Source organism: Pontibacter deserti, from assembly GCF_023630255.1.
Lineage (GTDB): Bacteria > Bacteroidota > Bacteroidia > Cytophagales > Hymenobacteraceae > Pontibacter > Pontibacter deserti.
In genome coordinates this window covers 537828-554930 of sequence record NZ_JALPRS010000001.1, presented here as the reverse complement: position 1 = coordinate 554930, position 17103 = coordinate 537828, and the positions used below count along the sequence as shown (strand labels likewise).

Annotated in this window: 15 protein-coding genes and 1 tRNA gene; 11 read left to right on the top strand and 5 right to left on the bottom strand. The window is 42.7% G+C overall.

Annotated features, from left to right (window positions below; all coding sequences use genetic code 11):
- The first annotated feature begins 13 nt into the window (after positions 1–13).
- From MJ612_RS02330 to MJ612_RS02295, 8 genes are all read left to right on the top strand, one after another.
- Positions 14–343 (top strand): hypothetical protein, encoded by a 330-nt coding sequence (locus tag MJ612_RS02330; protein WP_250419025.1) that lies wholly within the window; start codon positions 14–16, stop codon positions 341–343.
- Positions 344–395: 52 nt separating this feature from the next.
- Positions 396–686, top strand: a complete 291-nt coding sequence (locus MJ612_RS02325; RefSeq protein ID WP_187029066.1) for a hypothetical protein — start codon at positions 396–398, stop codon at positions 684–686.
- A 73-nt stretch (positions 687–759) separates the two neighbouring features.
- Positions 760–1050, top strand: coding sequence for a hypothetical protein (locus MJ612_RS02320; protein WP_250419024.1), 291 nt, complete (start codon positions 760–762; stop codon positions 1048–1050).
- A 27-nt stretch (positions 1051–1077) separates the two neighbouring features.
- On the top strand, positions 1078–1416 hold the full coding sequence (locus tag MJ612_RS02315; protein WP_187029064.1) for a potassium transporter KefB: 339 nt from the start codon (positions 1078–1080) through the stop codon (positions 1414–1416).
- A 56-nt stretch (positions 1417–1472) separates the two neighbouring features.
- Positions 1473–2714 (top strand): DUF4153 domain-containing protein, encoded by a 1242-nt coding sequence (locus tag MJ612_RS02310; RefSeq protein WP_187029062.1) that lies wholly within the window; start codon positions 1473–1475, stop codon positions 2712–2714.
- A 95-nt stretch (positions 2715–2809) separates the two neighbouring features.
- Complete coding sequence (locus MJ612_RS02305) at positions 2810–5320, top strand: XrtN system VIT domain-containing protein (protein WP_187029060.1); 2511 nt, start codon at positions 2810–2812, stop codon at positions 5318–5320.
- Positions 5317–6717, top strand: coding sequence for an exosortase N (gene xrtN, locus MJ612_RS02300; protein WP_187029058.1), 1401 nt, complete (start codon positions 5317–5319; stop codon positions 6715–6717). The genes MJ612_RS02305 and xrtN overlap by 4 nt, the downstream gene beginning before the upstream one ends.
- Positions 6718–6759: 42 nt before the next feature.
- Positions 6760–7554, top strand: a complete 795-nt coding sequence (locus tag MJ612_RS02295; RefSeq protein WP_187029056.1) for a S1/P1 nuclease — start codon at positions 6760–6762, stop codon at positions 7552–7554.
- A 92-nt stretch (positions 7555–7646) separates the two neighbouring features.
- Here the strand turns inward: MJ612_RS02295 and hpf are convergent, their stop codons facing one another.
- Complete coding sequence (hpf, locus tag MJ612_RS02290) at positions 7647–7952, bottom strand: ribosome hibernation-promoting factor, HPF/YfiA family (RefSeq protein WP_187029054.1); 306 nt, start codon at positions 7950–7952, stop codon at positions 7647–7649.
- Positions 7953–8206: 254 nt separating this feature from the next.
- On the opposite strand from hpf, the gene MJ612_RS02285 reads away from it, so the two are divergent.
- Positions 8207–8926, top strand: a complete 720-nt coding sequence (locus MJ612_RS02285) for a hypothetical protein (protein ID WP_187029052.1) — start codon at positions 8207–8209, stop codon at positions 8924–8926.
- A gap of 1 nt (position 8927) precedes the next feature.
- Here MJ612_RS02285 and MJ612_RS02280 read toward each other — a convergent pair whose 3' ends face one another.
- Positions 8928–9383, bottom strand: coding sequence for an OsmC family protein (locus MJ612_RS02280; protein ID WP_317233014.1), 456 nt, complete (start codon positions 9381–9383; stop codon positions 8928–8930).
- 222 nt (positions 9384–9605) lie between these two features.
- Here MJ612_RS02280 and MJ612_RS02275 point away from each other — a divergent pair, with 222 nt between their 5' ends.
- Entirely contained in the window at positions 9606–12164 is a 2559-nt protein-coding gene (locus MJ612_RS02275; protein WP_187029049.1) for a TonB-dependent receptor domain-containing protein, read from the top strand.
- Between the two features lie 91 nt (positions 12165–12255).
- Here the strand turns inward: MJ612_RS02275 and MJ612_RS02270 are convergent, their stop codons facing one another.
- On the bottom strand, positions 12256–13971 hold the full coding sequence (locus MJ612_RS02270) for a PAS domain-containing hybrid sensor histidine kinase/response regulator (protein ID WP_187029047.1): 1716 nt from the start codon (positions 13969–13971) through the stop codon (positions 12256–12258).
- A gap of 9 nt (positions 13972–13980) precedes the next feature.
- A complete protein-coding gene (locus MJ612_RS02265; RefSeq protein WP_187029044.1) occupies positions 13981–16422 on the bottom strand; it encodes an aminotransferase class I/II-fold pyridoxal phosphate-dependent enzyme in 2442 nt (813 codons plus the stop codon).
- Between the two features lie 75 nt (positions 16423–16497).
- Here MJ612_RS02265 and MJ612_RS02260 point away from each other — a divergent pair, with 75 nt between their 5' ends.
- Positions 16498–16881 (top strand): DUF7793 family protein, encoded by a 384-nt coding sequence (locus MJ612_RS02260; RefSeq protein ID WP_187029042.1) that lies wholly within the window; start codon positions 16498–16500, stop codon positions 16879–16881.
- A gap of 148 nt (positions 16882–17029) precedes the next feature.
- Here MJ612_RS02260 and MJ612_RS02255 read toward each other — a convergent pair.
- A tRNA-Ile gene (locus tag MJ612_RS02255) sits at positions 17030–17103 on the bottom strand.

The window sequence follows — 17103 nt, the reverse complement described above, 5'->3', positions numbered from 1 at the left end:
AAAGTATAAAATTATGACTAACGAAAAGGAATTTCAAGAAGCACTGGAGGCAAATGCCGGAACTATGACCCTGAATATTATCAGCTGGGTGTTTGGCATTGTGGCATTTGCAATTGGAGTAGTGAACACGTTTTGGGGCAACGATCCCGGTTTCGGAATATTTATAATACTACTTTCCTTCCTCTATTTCTTACCAGTAAATGTAATTATCAGGAAGATGACCGGCTACTCCATCCCTTCTTTAAGAACAGTAAAAATTGTGATCGGCATTTTTATTATCTGGGCCGCAGTGGGCGTGGGTGAATTATCCGATAAGATAGAACTCATGCTGCTGGATCTATAATACCTTAAAATCAGAAATATAAACAACCCATAAACTTTAAAAAGAAACGATTATGATTACGCAAAACAAAAGACTTACCGGCATTTTACTTACAGTGGTGTTTATACTACTTATTCCATTGGTAGCGATGCAGTTTACAGATGAAGTAGACTGGAAGCTGTTCGATTTTGTGATCATGGGCATCCTGCTATTCGGCACTGGCCTTACCTGTGAGTTTGTAATGCGGAAGGTGAAAAGTACCGAATCCCGGGTTGCCCTTATTGCAGTTGTACTGGTAGTATTGTTCCTCATCTGGGCAGAGCTTGCTGTTGGTATCTTTGGAACACCTTTCGCGGGAAGTTAAGCAGTTAAACCAGTGAAGAAGAAAAGCTAAGGGCCAAACAAAAGTTGAACAGTTTACTAAAAATTAAAAAATCATGGAAAATAAAATGACAATGAACAACAGACCAACTATCTGGAATATTAGCGGTTGGGCATTCGGTATACTTCTTCTGATAATTGGTGTATTGAATATAGTTTTAGTGCACCCTGTTCCGGGCATAGCTTATCTTCTTCTTTCCCTGGTTTACTTACCTCCCGCAAATATCTATTTTAAAAAGAAGTTTGGTTTCTCAATTCCGCTTATTGTTAAGATCACCCTGGGCATTGTGCTCATTATGTTCACGTTAGGGGTAAGCGACCTTGGGGACATGATTGATAAGTTGTAAGGATATCATTGATTTAAACTTTCAGAAATGATACAGCGAATCGAATTTAAAAACCACCCGATCCATCTGTTTACATTAGGTAAAAGGATGCTAGTGGGTGCCTGGATAGGTTTATTACTGATCTGCGTTTTCCTGATTTTTGTGAATGAACCTAATCCCGAATGGGGAAAACTATGGTGGGTACGCCCCTTGGTTATTGTGCCTATGGCCGGTGCAGCAGGAGGCTTCTGTAATTACTTTATCTTATACTTTGCCAGCAAAATTGGTGTAAACAAGTCGTTTGCCATACTCTTAAGTCTACTGGTTTTTATCATCGGATTTTACCTTGGCTTTGTGTTAGGATTAGCTGGTACCATGTGGCATTAAACACCGCTGTCTATTTCTATTAACAATTGAACAAGAAACCTTAAAGTATAGACCCCATGAAAGAAAAGATACTTTCTGGAATAAACGACCCGCAGCAGCTCGAGAAGCTATACCGGTCCAACAAGACACCTTTTAAGCGGGAGTTCAGCAATCTATATCCGGAGCTTAAGGGCAACGCACTCGCTGATTTCTGGCACGAAAGATTAAGATATGAATCAGATGAAGTAGCCTGGGGCACAATAAATGATTTGCTGTTTGTGGCAATAGCTGTTTTAATAGCAGGCTTTCTTGTTAAAATTCCGGCTATACTTCCTGTACCCGAAGAATTTTATTACCCACGAAATGCCGGATTTATCGTTTTCCCGGTGCTGGCCGCATACTTCGCCTGGAAAAACAAACTGAGCTTACAGACAACTGGCTTTATTAGTATAGCCATACTGGTGTGCGTGTTTTACATCAACTCCCTTCCGGCTTCAACTACCAGTGATACGCTACTATTAGCCTGCATCCATTTGCCTTTGTTGTTGTGGGTTTTATTAGGCATTTCCTATGCCGGAGATGAGTTGAACAACTATAAAAAGCGGCTGGATTATCTGAGGTTTAACGGAGACCTGATCGTAATGTCAGCTGTTCTGGGGCTGGCAGGTGTACTCATGACCGGAATTACTATAGCGTTGTTTTCGCTTATCAGCTTACAGATTGAGGAGTTTTACGGAGAGTATGTAGTAGCTTTCGGGCTACCGGCAGTGCCTATAGTTGGTACTTATCTTACCCAAACCAATCCGCAACTGGTTAATAAAGTATCACCAATTGTTGCTAAAATATTCAGCCCGCTGGTGCTGGTTATGCTCATTATCTACCTGGCTGCTATTGTGTATTCAGGCAAAGACCCTTACAACGACCGGGAGTTTTTGTTGCTGTTTAACGTGTTGCTGATAGGCGTGATGGCGCTGATCTTTTTCTCTATTGCCGAAAGCTCCGGTAAAACAAGAAATTCGGATGTATGGGTGCTATTCCTTTTATCTTTAGTTACGGTTATAGTTAATGGCATTGCATTATCGGCTATCATCTTCCGCATCACAGAATTTGGCATTACCCCGAACAGGCTGGCTGTGTTAGGCGGCAATTTCTTAATGCTGCTCAACCTGCTGCTCATCACGTTCAGGCTCTTTCAATCGTTCAGAAAAAAAGCGGATGTGGCTGAAGCTGAGCACTCCATTGCTTTGTTCCTGCCGGTGTATACTTTATGGACAGTAGTGGTTGTGTTTGTTTTCCCACTTGTGTTCGGTTTTAAGTAAAAGCATATTATAAACATCCAATTAGTTGTATATTTCTTTTAAGAAAATAATCTCTCTACCCACATTGCTGGGCATTCTGAAACTATAGCTAAAGCATGCAAACTCTGACGAAAGTACCTGCCAGAACCGACCTCCAATTGCATTTTGTAGGCGTGGGAATGATCGTAATTTCCTTCCTTATTTTCATGTTCCCTGAGTGGGGCATGGCAGCAACAGACGGGGCAGCTTTTGGTATTTTCTGGCTGAACTATAGTTTAGCTGCTGTCTACTTTGTTATAATGCTCTCCCAGAAAGTCTTTTCCTTTAAAAGGCCTTTTCAGCACTTACAATACCTATACTTGTACCTGGTACTTTTTATCATCAGTTGCTATTCGCTTAACCGCCAGATGAGTATCTTTCAGGACTCTGTTCCCTGGCTGGAAGCTTTTATCACCCTTTTCTGTATAACGCTCATAATCTATAGTTTTCAGGAGCGACTACCTAAACTCATGAACCAGGTATTGCTCTTTATACTTGGTGCAGGATCTATACTTTGGGTGTATTATGCCATTTACCTGTTGCCGCTTTATATCATCAGCATTTTCGGTATTCTGGCCTTGGGTCTAGCGCTGCATACTTTTGTGCCGCTTTGGGTGGTGATTAGTTTAGGTTTTGGTGTTTACAAAGCTGCTTCCAAAGACCAACAATACCTTCGTAGTTTTCTTGCTGGGGCAGCATTCCCTATACTTTTTAGTGTGTTCTTTATCTGGCAATGGCATAACCGGAACGTGCAGATAGATTTTAGCAGTAATGATTTTGTGATACAGGAAAATGAGACATTGCCGCATTGGGTTAGGCTTAGCCAGCAATTGCCGGCCGATTTTCTGACAGAGCGCATCATGAAAACTGACCTTGTGTACCAGGTGCCACACAATAGCTTTAATATCTGGGATATACCTGGTGAGAATTTTGATGAAGTGAAACGCCACGACCCGCTGGTAACTTTAGCTGTGTTATTCCTGGGCCAACCAAACCTGGACAGGAAAGAAAAAATAAAGATACTTGAGAGCATGTACGACGCCCGCCATCAGGCAGAGGCACGGCTCTGGTCGGGCAACAACCTAAGTACAGCTAATGTAGTGTCGCAGGTACGCATCTACCCTAGTTACAGGTTAGCTTATACTGAAAAAGTGCTGCGCGTTCACAACAACATGACCAACAGCAACAATCAGCAGGAGGCCATTTATACTTTCTTTTTACCGGAAGGCAGTGTGGTTTCTTCGCTTTCGCTCTGGATAAACGGCCGTGAAGAAAAAGGTTACCTTACCACAAAAAGTAAAGCGCAGACCGCATACAAAACTATAGTTGGTTTAGAAGCACGAGACCCATCAGTGGTACATTGGCAGGAAGGAAACAGGATATCCGTAAGAGTGTTCCCGTGCACACCGGAAGAAAACCGCCAGTTTAAAATAGGTATAACCTCTCCCCTGCAGCAGCGAGGCAATGAGCTTGTTTATGAAAATGTATACTTCACAGGTCCCTCTGCCACAGGTGCTTCCGAAACATCTGTTATTTATTTTAATAATAAAGTTACTAACCTGAATTCACCTTCCGACTATAAACTTACGCGCAGCAACGAGTATAAACGCCAGGGCAACTATACACAGGACTGGAGCCTAAGATTTACTGCACCTGCTTTGGCCAATGGCGGTTTCAGTTTTGCCGGCAACAACTATAAAATTGAAGCATTACCACAGCAACTGGTAGCATTTGAGCCGCAACAGGTATACCTCGACATAAATGCCAGCTGGTCTGATAGCGAGTTTGAGAAAGTTTGGAGTATAGCAAAAGGTAAGCAGGTTTATGCCTGGGATGGAAAGATGGTGCAGGTTACTGAACAGAACAATGCACAACTCTTTTACCAGCTACGACAGCAACACTACTCACTCTTCCCGTTACATCATATAAAAAATCCAGAGCAGGCACTTGTTATCAGCAAAAGTAATGGCATATCCCCTAACCTCAACGACCTGAAAGATACTCCATTTGCAGAACAGATGGCTGAAGTGTTACCACTACAATCCGCTATAAGAGTTTACTCGCTTGGGCCACAGTTATCACCTTACTTTAAAAGCCTGAAAGAACTTCGGGTTATTGTACCTATGCATGGGAATACCGAACAACTGGCTACGTTACTGCAGAAGAAGCAATTCGCTAACATAACTATAGATAATAACACAGTACGTTTGGGTGATTCGGGTTTAAGCATAGTTAAAACGAATGCAACTAAAGCTACCAACACAGCCCCAGACCATGTGCTACGCCTGTTCGCTTATAACCATATTTTGCAGCAAATCGGGGCACGCTTTTTTTCTAAAGATTATATAGAAGATGAGCTGATAACAGAAGCCACGCAAGCTAATATTGTGAGCCCTGTCTCAAGTCTTATCGTCCTGGAAACACAAAAAGATTATGAACGATTCGACATCCAGAAGAGCAAAGACAGCCTGGGCAATGCAAGTATGAACGGATCGGGCGCAGTACCGGAACCTGAAGAATGGGCGCTGATCATCCTGGCTGTGGTAATCATTGGTTTCATCACTTTGAAACCTTACATATTAAGATGAATTTAAGCATTATCCGGCCCACCGAACGGCTGGCTGTCCCGATACTGGTACTTGGTTTATACATACTGGTTGGCGGGATTTTCCTGAGCGAATACCTGCTCTGGGACAGCCAATGGTTGCTTGCAATGTTTCTTTTACCATTTGTAGCACAGGTACAATCTCACAAGTCTTGTTCACCTGTTTTACTGGTAACCGCAATACTCTTTGCCATACTTGCTGCCACGCTTCAGAACAGCACTTTATACTTCTTTACTTTTATAATAGCGCTTTGGTGTGGCGTTCAGCTTATAGTTGGTAAAATATCCCTGTACCCGCTGCTCTTATTAACCATAGCCTCTCCTATTTTTAAGTACATCACCAGTATTATCAGTTTCCCGCTTCGGATGCAGTTAACTACCTGGGCCGTTGCTATACTTAAAATGATAGATACACAGGCCGAAGCCGCGGGCAACATAATACTTGTGAACGGGGAAGAATTTTCTGTAGATCCGGCCTGTGCAGCTTTGTCTATGCTGTCGTTGTCGCTGATACTAGCCATTTTTATACTTGCTCACCTGCAGCAAACAAAGCAAAAAGTATGGCCGCTTTGGGCTGTTGTGCTGATGCTGGGAGGTATGCTGATCCTTAATCTTGTATCTAATTTGCTGCGCATCCTGTTACTTGTTTGGTTTAAGATTTTGCCAGGCAACCCAATGCACGATGTTATAGGTTTGCTTTGTTTACTTATTTATGCGCTTGTACCTTTCTATTTTTTTGCAAAAGGACTGCAGCGATACATAACCATACCTTCCCAGGATAGGAAAGTGAAAGCACCAATCAAGTTAAGAACTGCCTTACTCCTCAACTTTATATTGCTTATCTCATTGATCTTAACAGGCCTGAATGTCAAAAGTAAAGTACCGGCAATATCTCTGGAACAAGCAACCCCACAGTTAAACGGATTTGAGACTACTAAGCTGGAAAACGGGGTTACAAAGTATAGCAATAAAGATGTCTTGGTTTACCTCAAGCCGGTACAGGCATTTTATTCTACAGAGCACCACCCGCTTATTTGTTGGGAAGGTAGCGGCTACAAGTTCAGGCATGTACAAACGCTGCAGATCGGCAACTATAAAGTATATGTAGGCGAGCTACAGAAAGGAAAAGATACACTCTATACGAGCTGGTGGATGGACAACGGCCAGCACCGAACTATAGATCAGTGGGACTGGCGCTTACGCATGCTGAAAGGCGAAGCTAAATTCAGGCTGGTAAATGTAACAGTTGCGCAAAAGCAGGAATTAGCCGACGCTATACTTTCGATTATAGAGAATCAAAACAACTATAGCCACACAAATACTACAGTGCCAACAAACAATTATCAAAAACAGCTATCGTCTTTCAACAGAATTTTCTGACATTTGCTGCCGAAAAATTCTAACCAATAGTTTCTTATATCAATGGCATTTAAATCGCTTAAAAAATTAATACTGGCGGGTTTGTTCCTGTATATGCCGCTTCAGTCGATGGCGTGGGGCATGCTGGGGCACCGCGTGGTGGGCGAAATTGCGGAGCGCAACTTAACCTGTAAGGCAAAAAAGCAAGTTAAAAAAATACTGGGCAATGAGTCATTAGCCATGGCCAGCAACTGGGCCGATTTCGTGAAATCGGAACCTAGCTACAAATACCTGGATAACTGGCATTACATCAACTTTAAAGATGGTTTGACTTACGATCAGTTCACTGCCAGCCTGATGCAGGATACTGCTACCAACGTGCACACGAAGCTGAACATGTTGGTAAAAGAGTTGAAAAACAAAGACCTGCCACAGGATAAAAAGCAAATGTACCTGCGCCTGGTAATTCATTTTGTGGGCGATATACACCAGCCGATGCACACAGGCCGCCCTGAAGATTTAGGTGGTAACCGTGTTAAACTGTTCTGGTTTGGCGAATCTACTAACCTGCACCGCCTGTGGGACAGTGACCTGATCGAGTCGCAGGACCTGAGCTATACTGAATACAGCACCGCCCTGAACCATACCACTAAAGCACAACGCAAAGAGTGGATGAAACAGCCTATCAGCCAGTGGTTATATGAGTCTTACCTGATCAGTAACAAACTGTACAGCGAACTGCAGCCAGAGCAAAAGCTTAGCTACCGCTATACATATGATCACATTGACACTCTGAATACACAGCTACTAAAAGGTGGTATACATTTGGCTGGTCTGCTGAACGAGATCTTCGATTAACAACGAATAACTTAGTCATCAAAAAGGCTCCCTGCAGTATTTTGCAGGGAGCCTTTTTAATACATACCAGGTATAAACTGGTTATTCCTATGTTACTTCTTCTCTAACTGGCGTTTTAGTTTTTCTTCCACGCTATCCAGCAGTTGGTACCAGTTATCCCCCTCATCATGTGCAAACACGTCATTTCCCGGCACTCCCACACGTATCCGTACGCTTTTAGTGTTGGTCGAATGGCTGGATTCTTCCTTAAAATATACGTCAATAGAGTCTATTTTTTTAGCATGTCGCTTCAGTTTTGAGATCTTATCCCGCAGATTTTGCTGCATCGCATCTGAGATATCGATATCAACTGCCTGTATGTCTAATTTTATGCCTTCAAAGTTTTCAGTATAATTCATGGTCGCATTATTTTAGTTAACTAAAAGATGATCTCAGGCATTGGGAAGAGCTTTGTTTTAACCCAGGCCTTGCTTAGCTAACGTAAAGCCAACTCTTAGGTTTGTATACAATTTAAAGTGTAGCTACTATCCTGTAGCTAATGTACAAGGTTTAAGAGAAGTATAACTTATAATAAAAATCATGCTTAACTATAATCCCGATTTCTGCTTCATCCGTTAAATACAGCAGGTATAAATTAAAAGAGTTGAAGGCTATGAACACCCTACCCGTCAACTGGCTTACAGAAGGATTATTAGATTTTGAGTATAAGAAGTATTTGCTGCTTGCTTACCTGCAGGCTGTAAAAGCAGAATTCAGCCACCACCGCCTCTACCCTGTTTTCTCCGACCTGATCATGCATTACCGAAACCTGGTGCAGTTAAAAGAGCACAAGCAACTGGTGTATGAGCAATTTCCGCAACGCATCAGCCGCGCTGATTTCGAAAAGCTGGAGCTCGTTTACCAGAAGATAGTGGAAGACGACGAGACCATGCAGCAGATTGAAGAGATCATACAGTACGCATCTCCCCTGTTCAGCGAAACGCTGGAAGAAGGGAAAGAACTATACGAGTTTGTAGAAAGCCACTTAGAGATAAGTCCTGTAGGTATAACACCCATGTATCACGACGAAGGCTACCTGTTTCTGGATGCATTTCCAGGCAAAGAGACACAGGTATACCTGTACCGCATCACTGTTTTTAAAAACACATACGAGCAGTACCGGGGCATTAACACAGAACATGTGCAAACAGTGCGCCGCGGCCTGAGCCTGACCCACGAGCACCTGAAAGTGCAGCTGATAAAAGAGCGGAAAGAACTGCCAAACCCTGCTACTTTTGCCATTATCTCTAAAGTGCCTGTACCGTTAGAGCAAAGCCTGTTACCTATAGCCAAACGCTCACTGGTAAAGTACGTGGCCAGGCTCGGCACCTGACCTACACCAGCTCTAAAGTATAAGTTATCGCGGATGTTTTATAGAGCACCATTGCTACAGAGCAGTATTTCTCCAGCGAGAGCTCGATAGCACGGCGAACTTTGTCTTCGTTAAGATTGCCGCCTAGTCTGAAATGAACATTAATGTTCCTGAATTCAGTATGCTCTTCCACCTTCTCCCGGTCGGCTGTTACTTTTATATCAAAAGAACCGATCTCCTGGCGCTGCTTTTTAAGTATAAGTATTACATCAATGGCACTGCAGCCACCTAGCCCCATCAGGAGCATTTCCATCGGGCGGGCACCCATGTTATGACCTCCAATTTCCGGGTTTGCATCCATGTGTACTGCCACTCCAGAATTACCTGTAGCTGCAAAATGGAAATCCTGGTCTAATCGTGTAAGATTTACTTCCATAAACAGATTTTTCACGAAAGTATAAACTCTATTCTTCTGCACAAAATTAAGCAGCCTGCCATACCTGAAAGTTGTATTAATTCATTTGTCCGGGAAAGCCTCAAAACCTTAAAAATCTTGTCGGGTTGAAATGCCTCTTTATATAGAAATGAGGTGCATTGGTATATTCTGTTTTAGCAGTTCAGAAATGCGGTCTTTCTTTGCCATGTGAAGTTACAGGTAACGCACTAAAAACGGATTTAAAGAAGCTTTCCGATATAAACTATGAAGAAGAATGTATTCCTATTATTGCTTGGTTTAAGCACAGCACCTGTGCTTGTACAGGCACAGCAGGCTGCACCGCAAGGTCGCCCGGCACAGCAACAACAACCGGCTGCCATACCTGGCACTACCGCCCCGAAAGGCAACGCTAAAATTAGTGGTGTAGTGGTAGATGCCGACTCTAAAAACGCTGTTGAATTTGCTACAGTAGCCATGATCAGCGTGAGCACCGGCAAGCCAATTGATGGTACCATGGCCGACGAAAAAGGCCGTTTTACACTAAGCAAAGTGGCGGCGGGCAAGTATAGGTTGCTTGTATCTTTTATCGGATACCAGCAAAAGACCCTCAGCGACTTTACTATTAGTTCTGACAGCGAAGACCTAAACTTAGGCACCATCACATTGGAGTCTAACGCACAGAAGCTTAACGAAGTAGTTGTTACTGGCGAGAAGCCGCTGGTAGAAGAAAAAATTGACCGCACGGTTTATAACGCCGAAAAAGATATTACAAATGCTGGTGGTAACGCTGCCGATGTACTGCAGAAAGTACCGTCGCTGTCGCTCGACAACGATGGCAACGTGCAGCTACGCGGTAGCTCTAACGTACGCGTACTCATCAATAACAAGCCTTCTGCCATCATGGCCGGAAGTATAGCTGATGCCCTGAAGCAAATCCCAGCCGATCAGATCAAATCAGTAGAAGTTATCACATCGCCATCTGCTAAATATGACGCTGAAGGTACAGCCGGTATCATCAACATCATCACTAAAAAAGATGGTGGTTTGCAAGGTATAACGGGTTCGGTAGCTGTGGGTGCAGGTACGCGTGGCAGTAACGCCAATGCAAGCCTTAATGTACGTCGTGGTAAGCTGGGTATCAACGGTACCTTTGGTGGTAACATGTTCTACAACAAGGGCGACATGTCCAACGAGATTATTGGTTATGATAATCCTGATACGCCGTTAGATGAAGAATCATACTCTCTCCAGCTAGGTGAAACTGCCCCAAGAGGAGCGTTTATGAATGGTCAGTTAGGTTTTGAATACGATTTTAACCAGCGTAACAGCTTATCTGGTGGTATACGCTCAAACGGTGGCCAGTTTAGGCTGAAAAATGATCAGTCTGTGTTTGAGACAGAAACGGCAGAAAAGGAAGTAATAAATGATTTCAACAATGCTATCCGCCACAAAAACTTCAGGCTGGGCACAGACTATAACCTAGACTTTACGCATTATTTCAAGAAACAAGGTCAGGAACTTGCCCTGTTATCGTTATACTCCATTACAAATACGGAAAACGATATAAATCAGGACCATTACACGCTTAGTGAGGCACCATTTAAAAGAGTGCGCAACATGAATGATGGTAGCAATAAAGAATTAACCTTCCAGGCAGATTATACGCACCCATTTGCAAATAAAACCATACTTGAAATTGGTGCTAAAACTATCTTCCGTGATGTGGAAAGTGATGCCCTTTATGGTACAGCGGAAGCTCCGGCGATGGGTAGCAACTACTTCTTCTATCAGCAGGATGTATATGCATCTTACCTGACTTATGGTTTTACCATTAAAAAAGCATTAAACGTTAAACTAGGCAGCCGTTATGAGTTTACTGACATCAGCTCAGATAATAACTCTTCTAAAGATGGTAAAACTGGTTATACTGCCGATTATGACAACTTTATTCCAAGTGTAGCGCTGTCTTATACTATAAATAAAGTACATACATTAAAGGCTAACTATACACAGCGCATCCAGCGTCCGTCCATGAACTTCCTGAACCCATATCGTCAGGAGCAAACATCAAACACATTTGTTATTGGTAACACAAACCTTGATGCTGAATTAACAAACCTGTATGAATTAGGTTACAGTACTTTCTTTAAACAGACATCAATAAGTGTAACTGGTTATATGCGCCAAACAGATAACGCCATTGAGCCAGTTGCCTCAATCGAGAGGGTTGAAGATGAACAAGGAAATCCTAAAAATGTAACCCTACTTACATTCCAAAATATCGCCACCAACAAAACTTACGGTGTAAGCTTGTTCGGTAACACCAAACCAACCAATAACTGGACCATAGGCGGTAGCTCTAACATTTACTATGTAGACCTTAACAGTGAATATAACAGCAACAGCGGCTGGATGTATAACATCAACGCTAATACATCTTATACTTTCCCGAAAGGTTTTAGCGCACAGTTTAGTGGTGGTTTTAACTCGGAGCGTATTCAGTTGCTAGGTAGATTTGCAGCATTCTCTTTCCACCAGATTGCTATCAAAAAAGAGCTGTTTGATAAGAAAGGTGGTATTAGCGTAGGTTTGGATAACCCATTCCGTGAAAGCATGAAAATGAAAAATGACGTAATTGCACCGCTTACTGAGGCTAATGCAAGGGCTTATGAGCAGCATGTGCGCATCAACAACTATAACCGTGGCGTGCGTGTTTCCTTCGACTACCGCTTTGGTAAACTGGAGCAGCAGCGTCCGCCAAAACGTAAAAAGTCTATCCGCAATGACGATGCCAAGCAAGGCGACGGTGGTGGTGTGCAATAATATTGATCTAACCTGTTTAATGATAGTGAAAAGCCTCTCCTGTTTCGGGAGAGGCTTTTTTATTCTGGGGAGCTAGTAGTATCCTTCTTTTTTAAACCCACCTCTTAAGTATACTTACAAGCTCGCGGGTAGTAAAGGGTTTACACAAGTGGCCATTCATGCCGGCATTTATACTTTTAGCAATGTCATCTTTATAAGCATTCGCTGAGAAAGCGATGATAGGTTTTTTAAAGTTTGCTTTACGTAATCTATCTGCTGCTTCAAGGCCATCCATACCTGGCATCTGAATATCCATAAAAACCAGGTCGAAAGTATGGTTTTGCGTTGCCTGTAATGCTTCTTCGCCACCCTCAGCCGCAGTTACCCTGGCACCTAAATGCTCCAGTACATCCTGCATCAGCAACACGTTAATCGGGTTATCATCTACCACCAGTACCTGAACACCATCGCGTAACTTAAATGCTTCGTCTTCCATCTCTTCAACAGGCTCAGTGGTCTTTTCATTCAGGTAGCCCAGATTTATAGTAAACCAGAAAGTGGTACCCGTCTGACCTGCCTGTCCACTAATTATTCCCATCTCGCCCCCCATCAGCTTTACCAGCTTTTTACTGATTGCCAGGCCAAGGCCGAAGCCACCATACTTACGCGTTGTAGACTGATCAGACTGTGTAAATGATTCGAAAATTAGCTCCTGCTTTTCTGCGGGTATACCTATTCCTGAGTCTGTAACACTAAAATGAAGTATAGCCGAAGACTCCTGCTGGCTTATACTTGCCAGCGAAGCATGCACTGTTATACTTCCTTTTTCGGTAAACTTTATGGCGTTGCTTACCAGGTTTACAAGCACCTGGTTAATACGGGTCGGATCGCTGATCACAACCTGCGGAACATCCTCATCAAAAGTATAGCTAAGCGAGATATTTTTACCTTTGGCCACATAACGGTAAGGCTCCAGATGCGATGCCATGGTAGCCCTGATATCAAACGGAATAGCCTCTATCTCCACCTTATCCTGTTCTATGCGGTGCAGGTCAAGTATATCGTTCAGAAGTTTTGTAAGCGTGGTTCCGGAGCTCTGTATCAGGTGAACATATTGTGCCTGCGTGCTATCCAGCCCGGTATTTATTAGCAGATTAGTGAAACCCATTATACCATTTAGCGGCGTCCGGATCTCGTGGCTCATGCTGGACAGGAAATTACTTTTGGCCTCGTTGGCAGCTTCGGCTTTCTCTTTGGCCTCGTTCAGTTCCCGCTCTTTATTTTTAAGTTCAGTAATATCTTTTGCAATGATCAGAATACCGTCTCTATCTTGGGTATTATTTCTCAAAAAAGAAAAGGAACATGATGTTGGTATGGTAGCTTGGTTTGCTGTTTTCAGAAGAAATTCTGTGTTCAGGCATTTACCTTCGTTCTCCAGTTTATACAATGCCTCTAACAGGCGCAGGTTCTCGCTATCGCTAAAAAGCTCCAGAAAATGTCTGCCAACTAGTTCACTCTGCCTGTAGCCGGTCAATTCTTCAAATGCCTCGTTTACATTTCGGATGGTGTAATCTGTATTTAAAACAAGCAACATATCTACCACACCCTGGTAAATACTTTGCATAAAGTCCCTGGATACCGTAGAATTCTTAAGTTCCTGCCCAAGCATGCTTATTCCTGAAATAATGGCATCCATTTCGTTGCCTGTTTCAGAAACTTCCATCTGATAATCGAAATTTCCGTTAGCTATTTCAGCAATAAACGTTATTATCTCCTCAATTCTTTTCTGTAGAACGTCCACGTATTCTCCAATTAGTCTTCTTCGCACTAAAGTTCGTTACTCCTTCTCAATCATGAAAGTAGCTTCCATTAATTCCATCGTAAAATTATCTTTCGCCTGAAAATAACCTACTTTCGGATAAATGACAGCTCCAATCCGTTGTTTTTCGAGAGTAGCCGATATGCCGAAGTTTATCTTTGCACAGTTTAATTTATTTGCCCTGTTAATTACCTGAAAAAGTGCCTGCCTGTAAATTCCAAATTCCATCAGGTACTCATAATCCATACCTATCAGCATAGGACTGTAAATATTGGCCGCATTTATATGGCAGAAACAAACAGCTACTGGCTTCCTGTTATCACTAAATTCTTCTTTCAGGTATAAAACTATAAACTCCCAATCCGGGCTTTTATTAATTTCATTAAACAGCTTCTCAGGGAACAGGTAATTATTGATTGCCAGGTTTCTTTCCTTTACATTCCGGAAAAGACTGAACGCATGTGCAAGCTCAGCTTCTGTCAGCCTGCTCTTAATCTCAACATTAAAGTAATGCTGGTTTCGTTTTATCTTCTGCACATAATGGCGCCTGTTTTTTCGGGATAGTCCGCTTACATATGCCTCTTCCGATTGGCCACTCAGGTTCTCAACCACACATGAATCTGGCAGGTCGATCTTGACAAAACCCTGATCAATCATAAACTCATGCATTACCTGGTCGTTGGTATCAAAATCGCGAAGCATAATATTACTGACCTGCTCCCTGTCCTGCTCTTTAAAAAGCTCCTGTAACACCATCGTCAGAGCAGACCTCCAGTTGGCATTGCTTCTGTTAAGGTACATGTGTTTGCCTTCCGTAAAGAGGCTACCCAGCATTATACCTTTTGCCGTTAGGTATTGTGGGTTTAAGCTGCGTTCCTGCTCTATAACTTTTGATACCGAAGCTTGTGCAAAAATATCTTCTTTATGAAGGGCAATTACGGCAAAGGTCATAAGTATAATACTGCCCTCCTGATTGGTCACCACATAATAACGGAAGTCCCAGTTGTTCTCGGTCTCGTTGTTACTACTGAATGATTTTTCCAGAAACTGCATTCCCCGCCAGTCAAACATGCCTTCGTGCCCCAGGTAATTGTTCCAAACGGCCTCGTTTATACTTTGCACGGAACTATAACTTTGCAACTTCAGAGCGTTATGAGTTATAGTTGGCTGCGCTGGTAAAGCTGTTGGTGCTGGCATTGGTATTTTAAACGCCTTCCTGATCTTCTCCTGTGTCTGGTTGGTTTCAATTAATGCCTTATTAAAATTAGCGCTCAGCTTAGCCACCAATTGCTCAATATCCTGGAAAGAGTTGTTGAGGGAGATAGTAATACGAATGCCGATGTTTTTGGCAGGCACAGCCGGAAAAGTAGCCAGGTTTACATAGATGCCATCGTTTAGCAGCGATCTTACCAGGTAATTGCCCATTTCCATGGTACCGGTACCTATAAAAAATATAGGGCTGTTGTTTTCGTGCACCAGCGGCAGGTCAGTTTGCTTTAGTAATGTATTGAAATAGGCTATTCTTTTCTGTAATTCCTGCTGGTACGTATAAATTTCGTCGCTTAGGTGCAGTTTGGCAGAGGCTATAGCAGCCCCAAGTGTTGCTGGCTCTATCTGTACCGAAAAAGTAAGCGGGCCGCCAAAGTTATTTACCTTATTATACCACTCCTCGTCAGGGAACAACGACAACCCACCACAGGACCCGAAAGCTTTTCCCAGGTTAGCAGTCAGCACCATTTTGCGGTACAGCACGCCATCCATCTGACTCATAACATACCCTGTACCGTGTTCGCCTGCCCAGCTCATGCCATGTGCATCATCAACATACAAGTATAGCTGCTCATACTTTTCGGCAAGGGCAATCATCTCCTTAATGGGCGCATAATCCCCATACATCGAGTAAACACCGTCGGCCATGTACCAGATGCGGCTATACTTGTTGCGTTGCTTTTTTATGCATTCTTCCAGCATTTCCAGGTTATTGTGCCTGATCATCTCCACAGCTACGCCCTGGGCAAGCAGCTTTTTAACAGCTTCCTGGATGCTGGCATGTACCTGGTGGTCCAGTATAACTAAGTCAGTTTGTCGGATAATACCCGGAATTGTTGTCTGGTGAGCCAGTGTGCAGTTTTTGGAGATAACGACCGGCACCTTATACATTTCCTGTATCAAGGCTTCCAGTTCGCGGTACAAAGGGTTAGAAATATAAGTGCGCGACATGGGGAATTGAGTGCCAAAACGCTCTATAGCATCTATTGCTCCACGTTTTAGTGCCGGGTGGTGTTCCAGGCCAAGATAACCGCAGGTACCAAAATGGAGCACCTGTTTACCATTAAGTATGAGAGAATTACCACTAAGTGCCTCATCTTCTGCATGCAGATGGATAATTCCTTTCTTTTTTGATACAGCAAGTACAGCATCTACCGTATCTATTATATTGTTGTGCCTTATTTTTGCCACAAATTTTAGTATACTTGTTACTTCAAGTGGCTCAACAAGAATATAACAAAATACATCTCACTTTAAATAAAGAATTTGGAAGAGGGCATACAAACAGAAGAAACACCCTATGTAAAGATGTTTATCAAAGATGGCATCCTCCACTTCTATTATAAAGAAATTGAGAATCTGGACCTTGGAGTAGCCGAAGCCTGTGTGAATTCCCGCAAAGAATTTACCGGGAATAAAGATTATCCCTGCCTGGTAGACGCAATAAGTATAAAAAACTTTTCTAAAGAAGCCCGGGATTACTTCGCCAATGAAGGCAACGAAGGAATTATAGCCAATGCCATACTTACCAACTCTACAGTTATAAAAATGATGGCTAATTTTTACATAATTGTTAATAAGCCTGTGAATCCAACACGCATGTTTACTGATAAAAACAGTGCTCTGGAATGGCTTGCACAGTTTAAATAGAAGGATAAATCTTTTCCTACTTTATAGTTAAACCTGTTTGTTTTTCTTAAAGTATAAATCTGAGAAATTAAACTCAAGATGGGCTTAGTTCTGAACTGCCTAAAAACTAAAAAGCACTTCCGAAGTATATCAGAAGTGCTTTTTAGTGTGGGCCCAGCTGGAATCGAACCAGCCACCTACTGATTATGAGTCAGTTGCTCTAACCGAATGAGCTATAGGCCC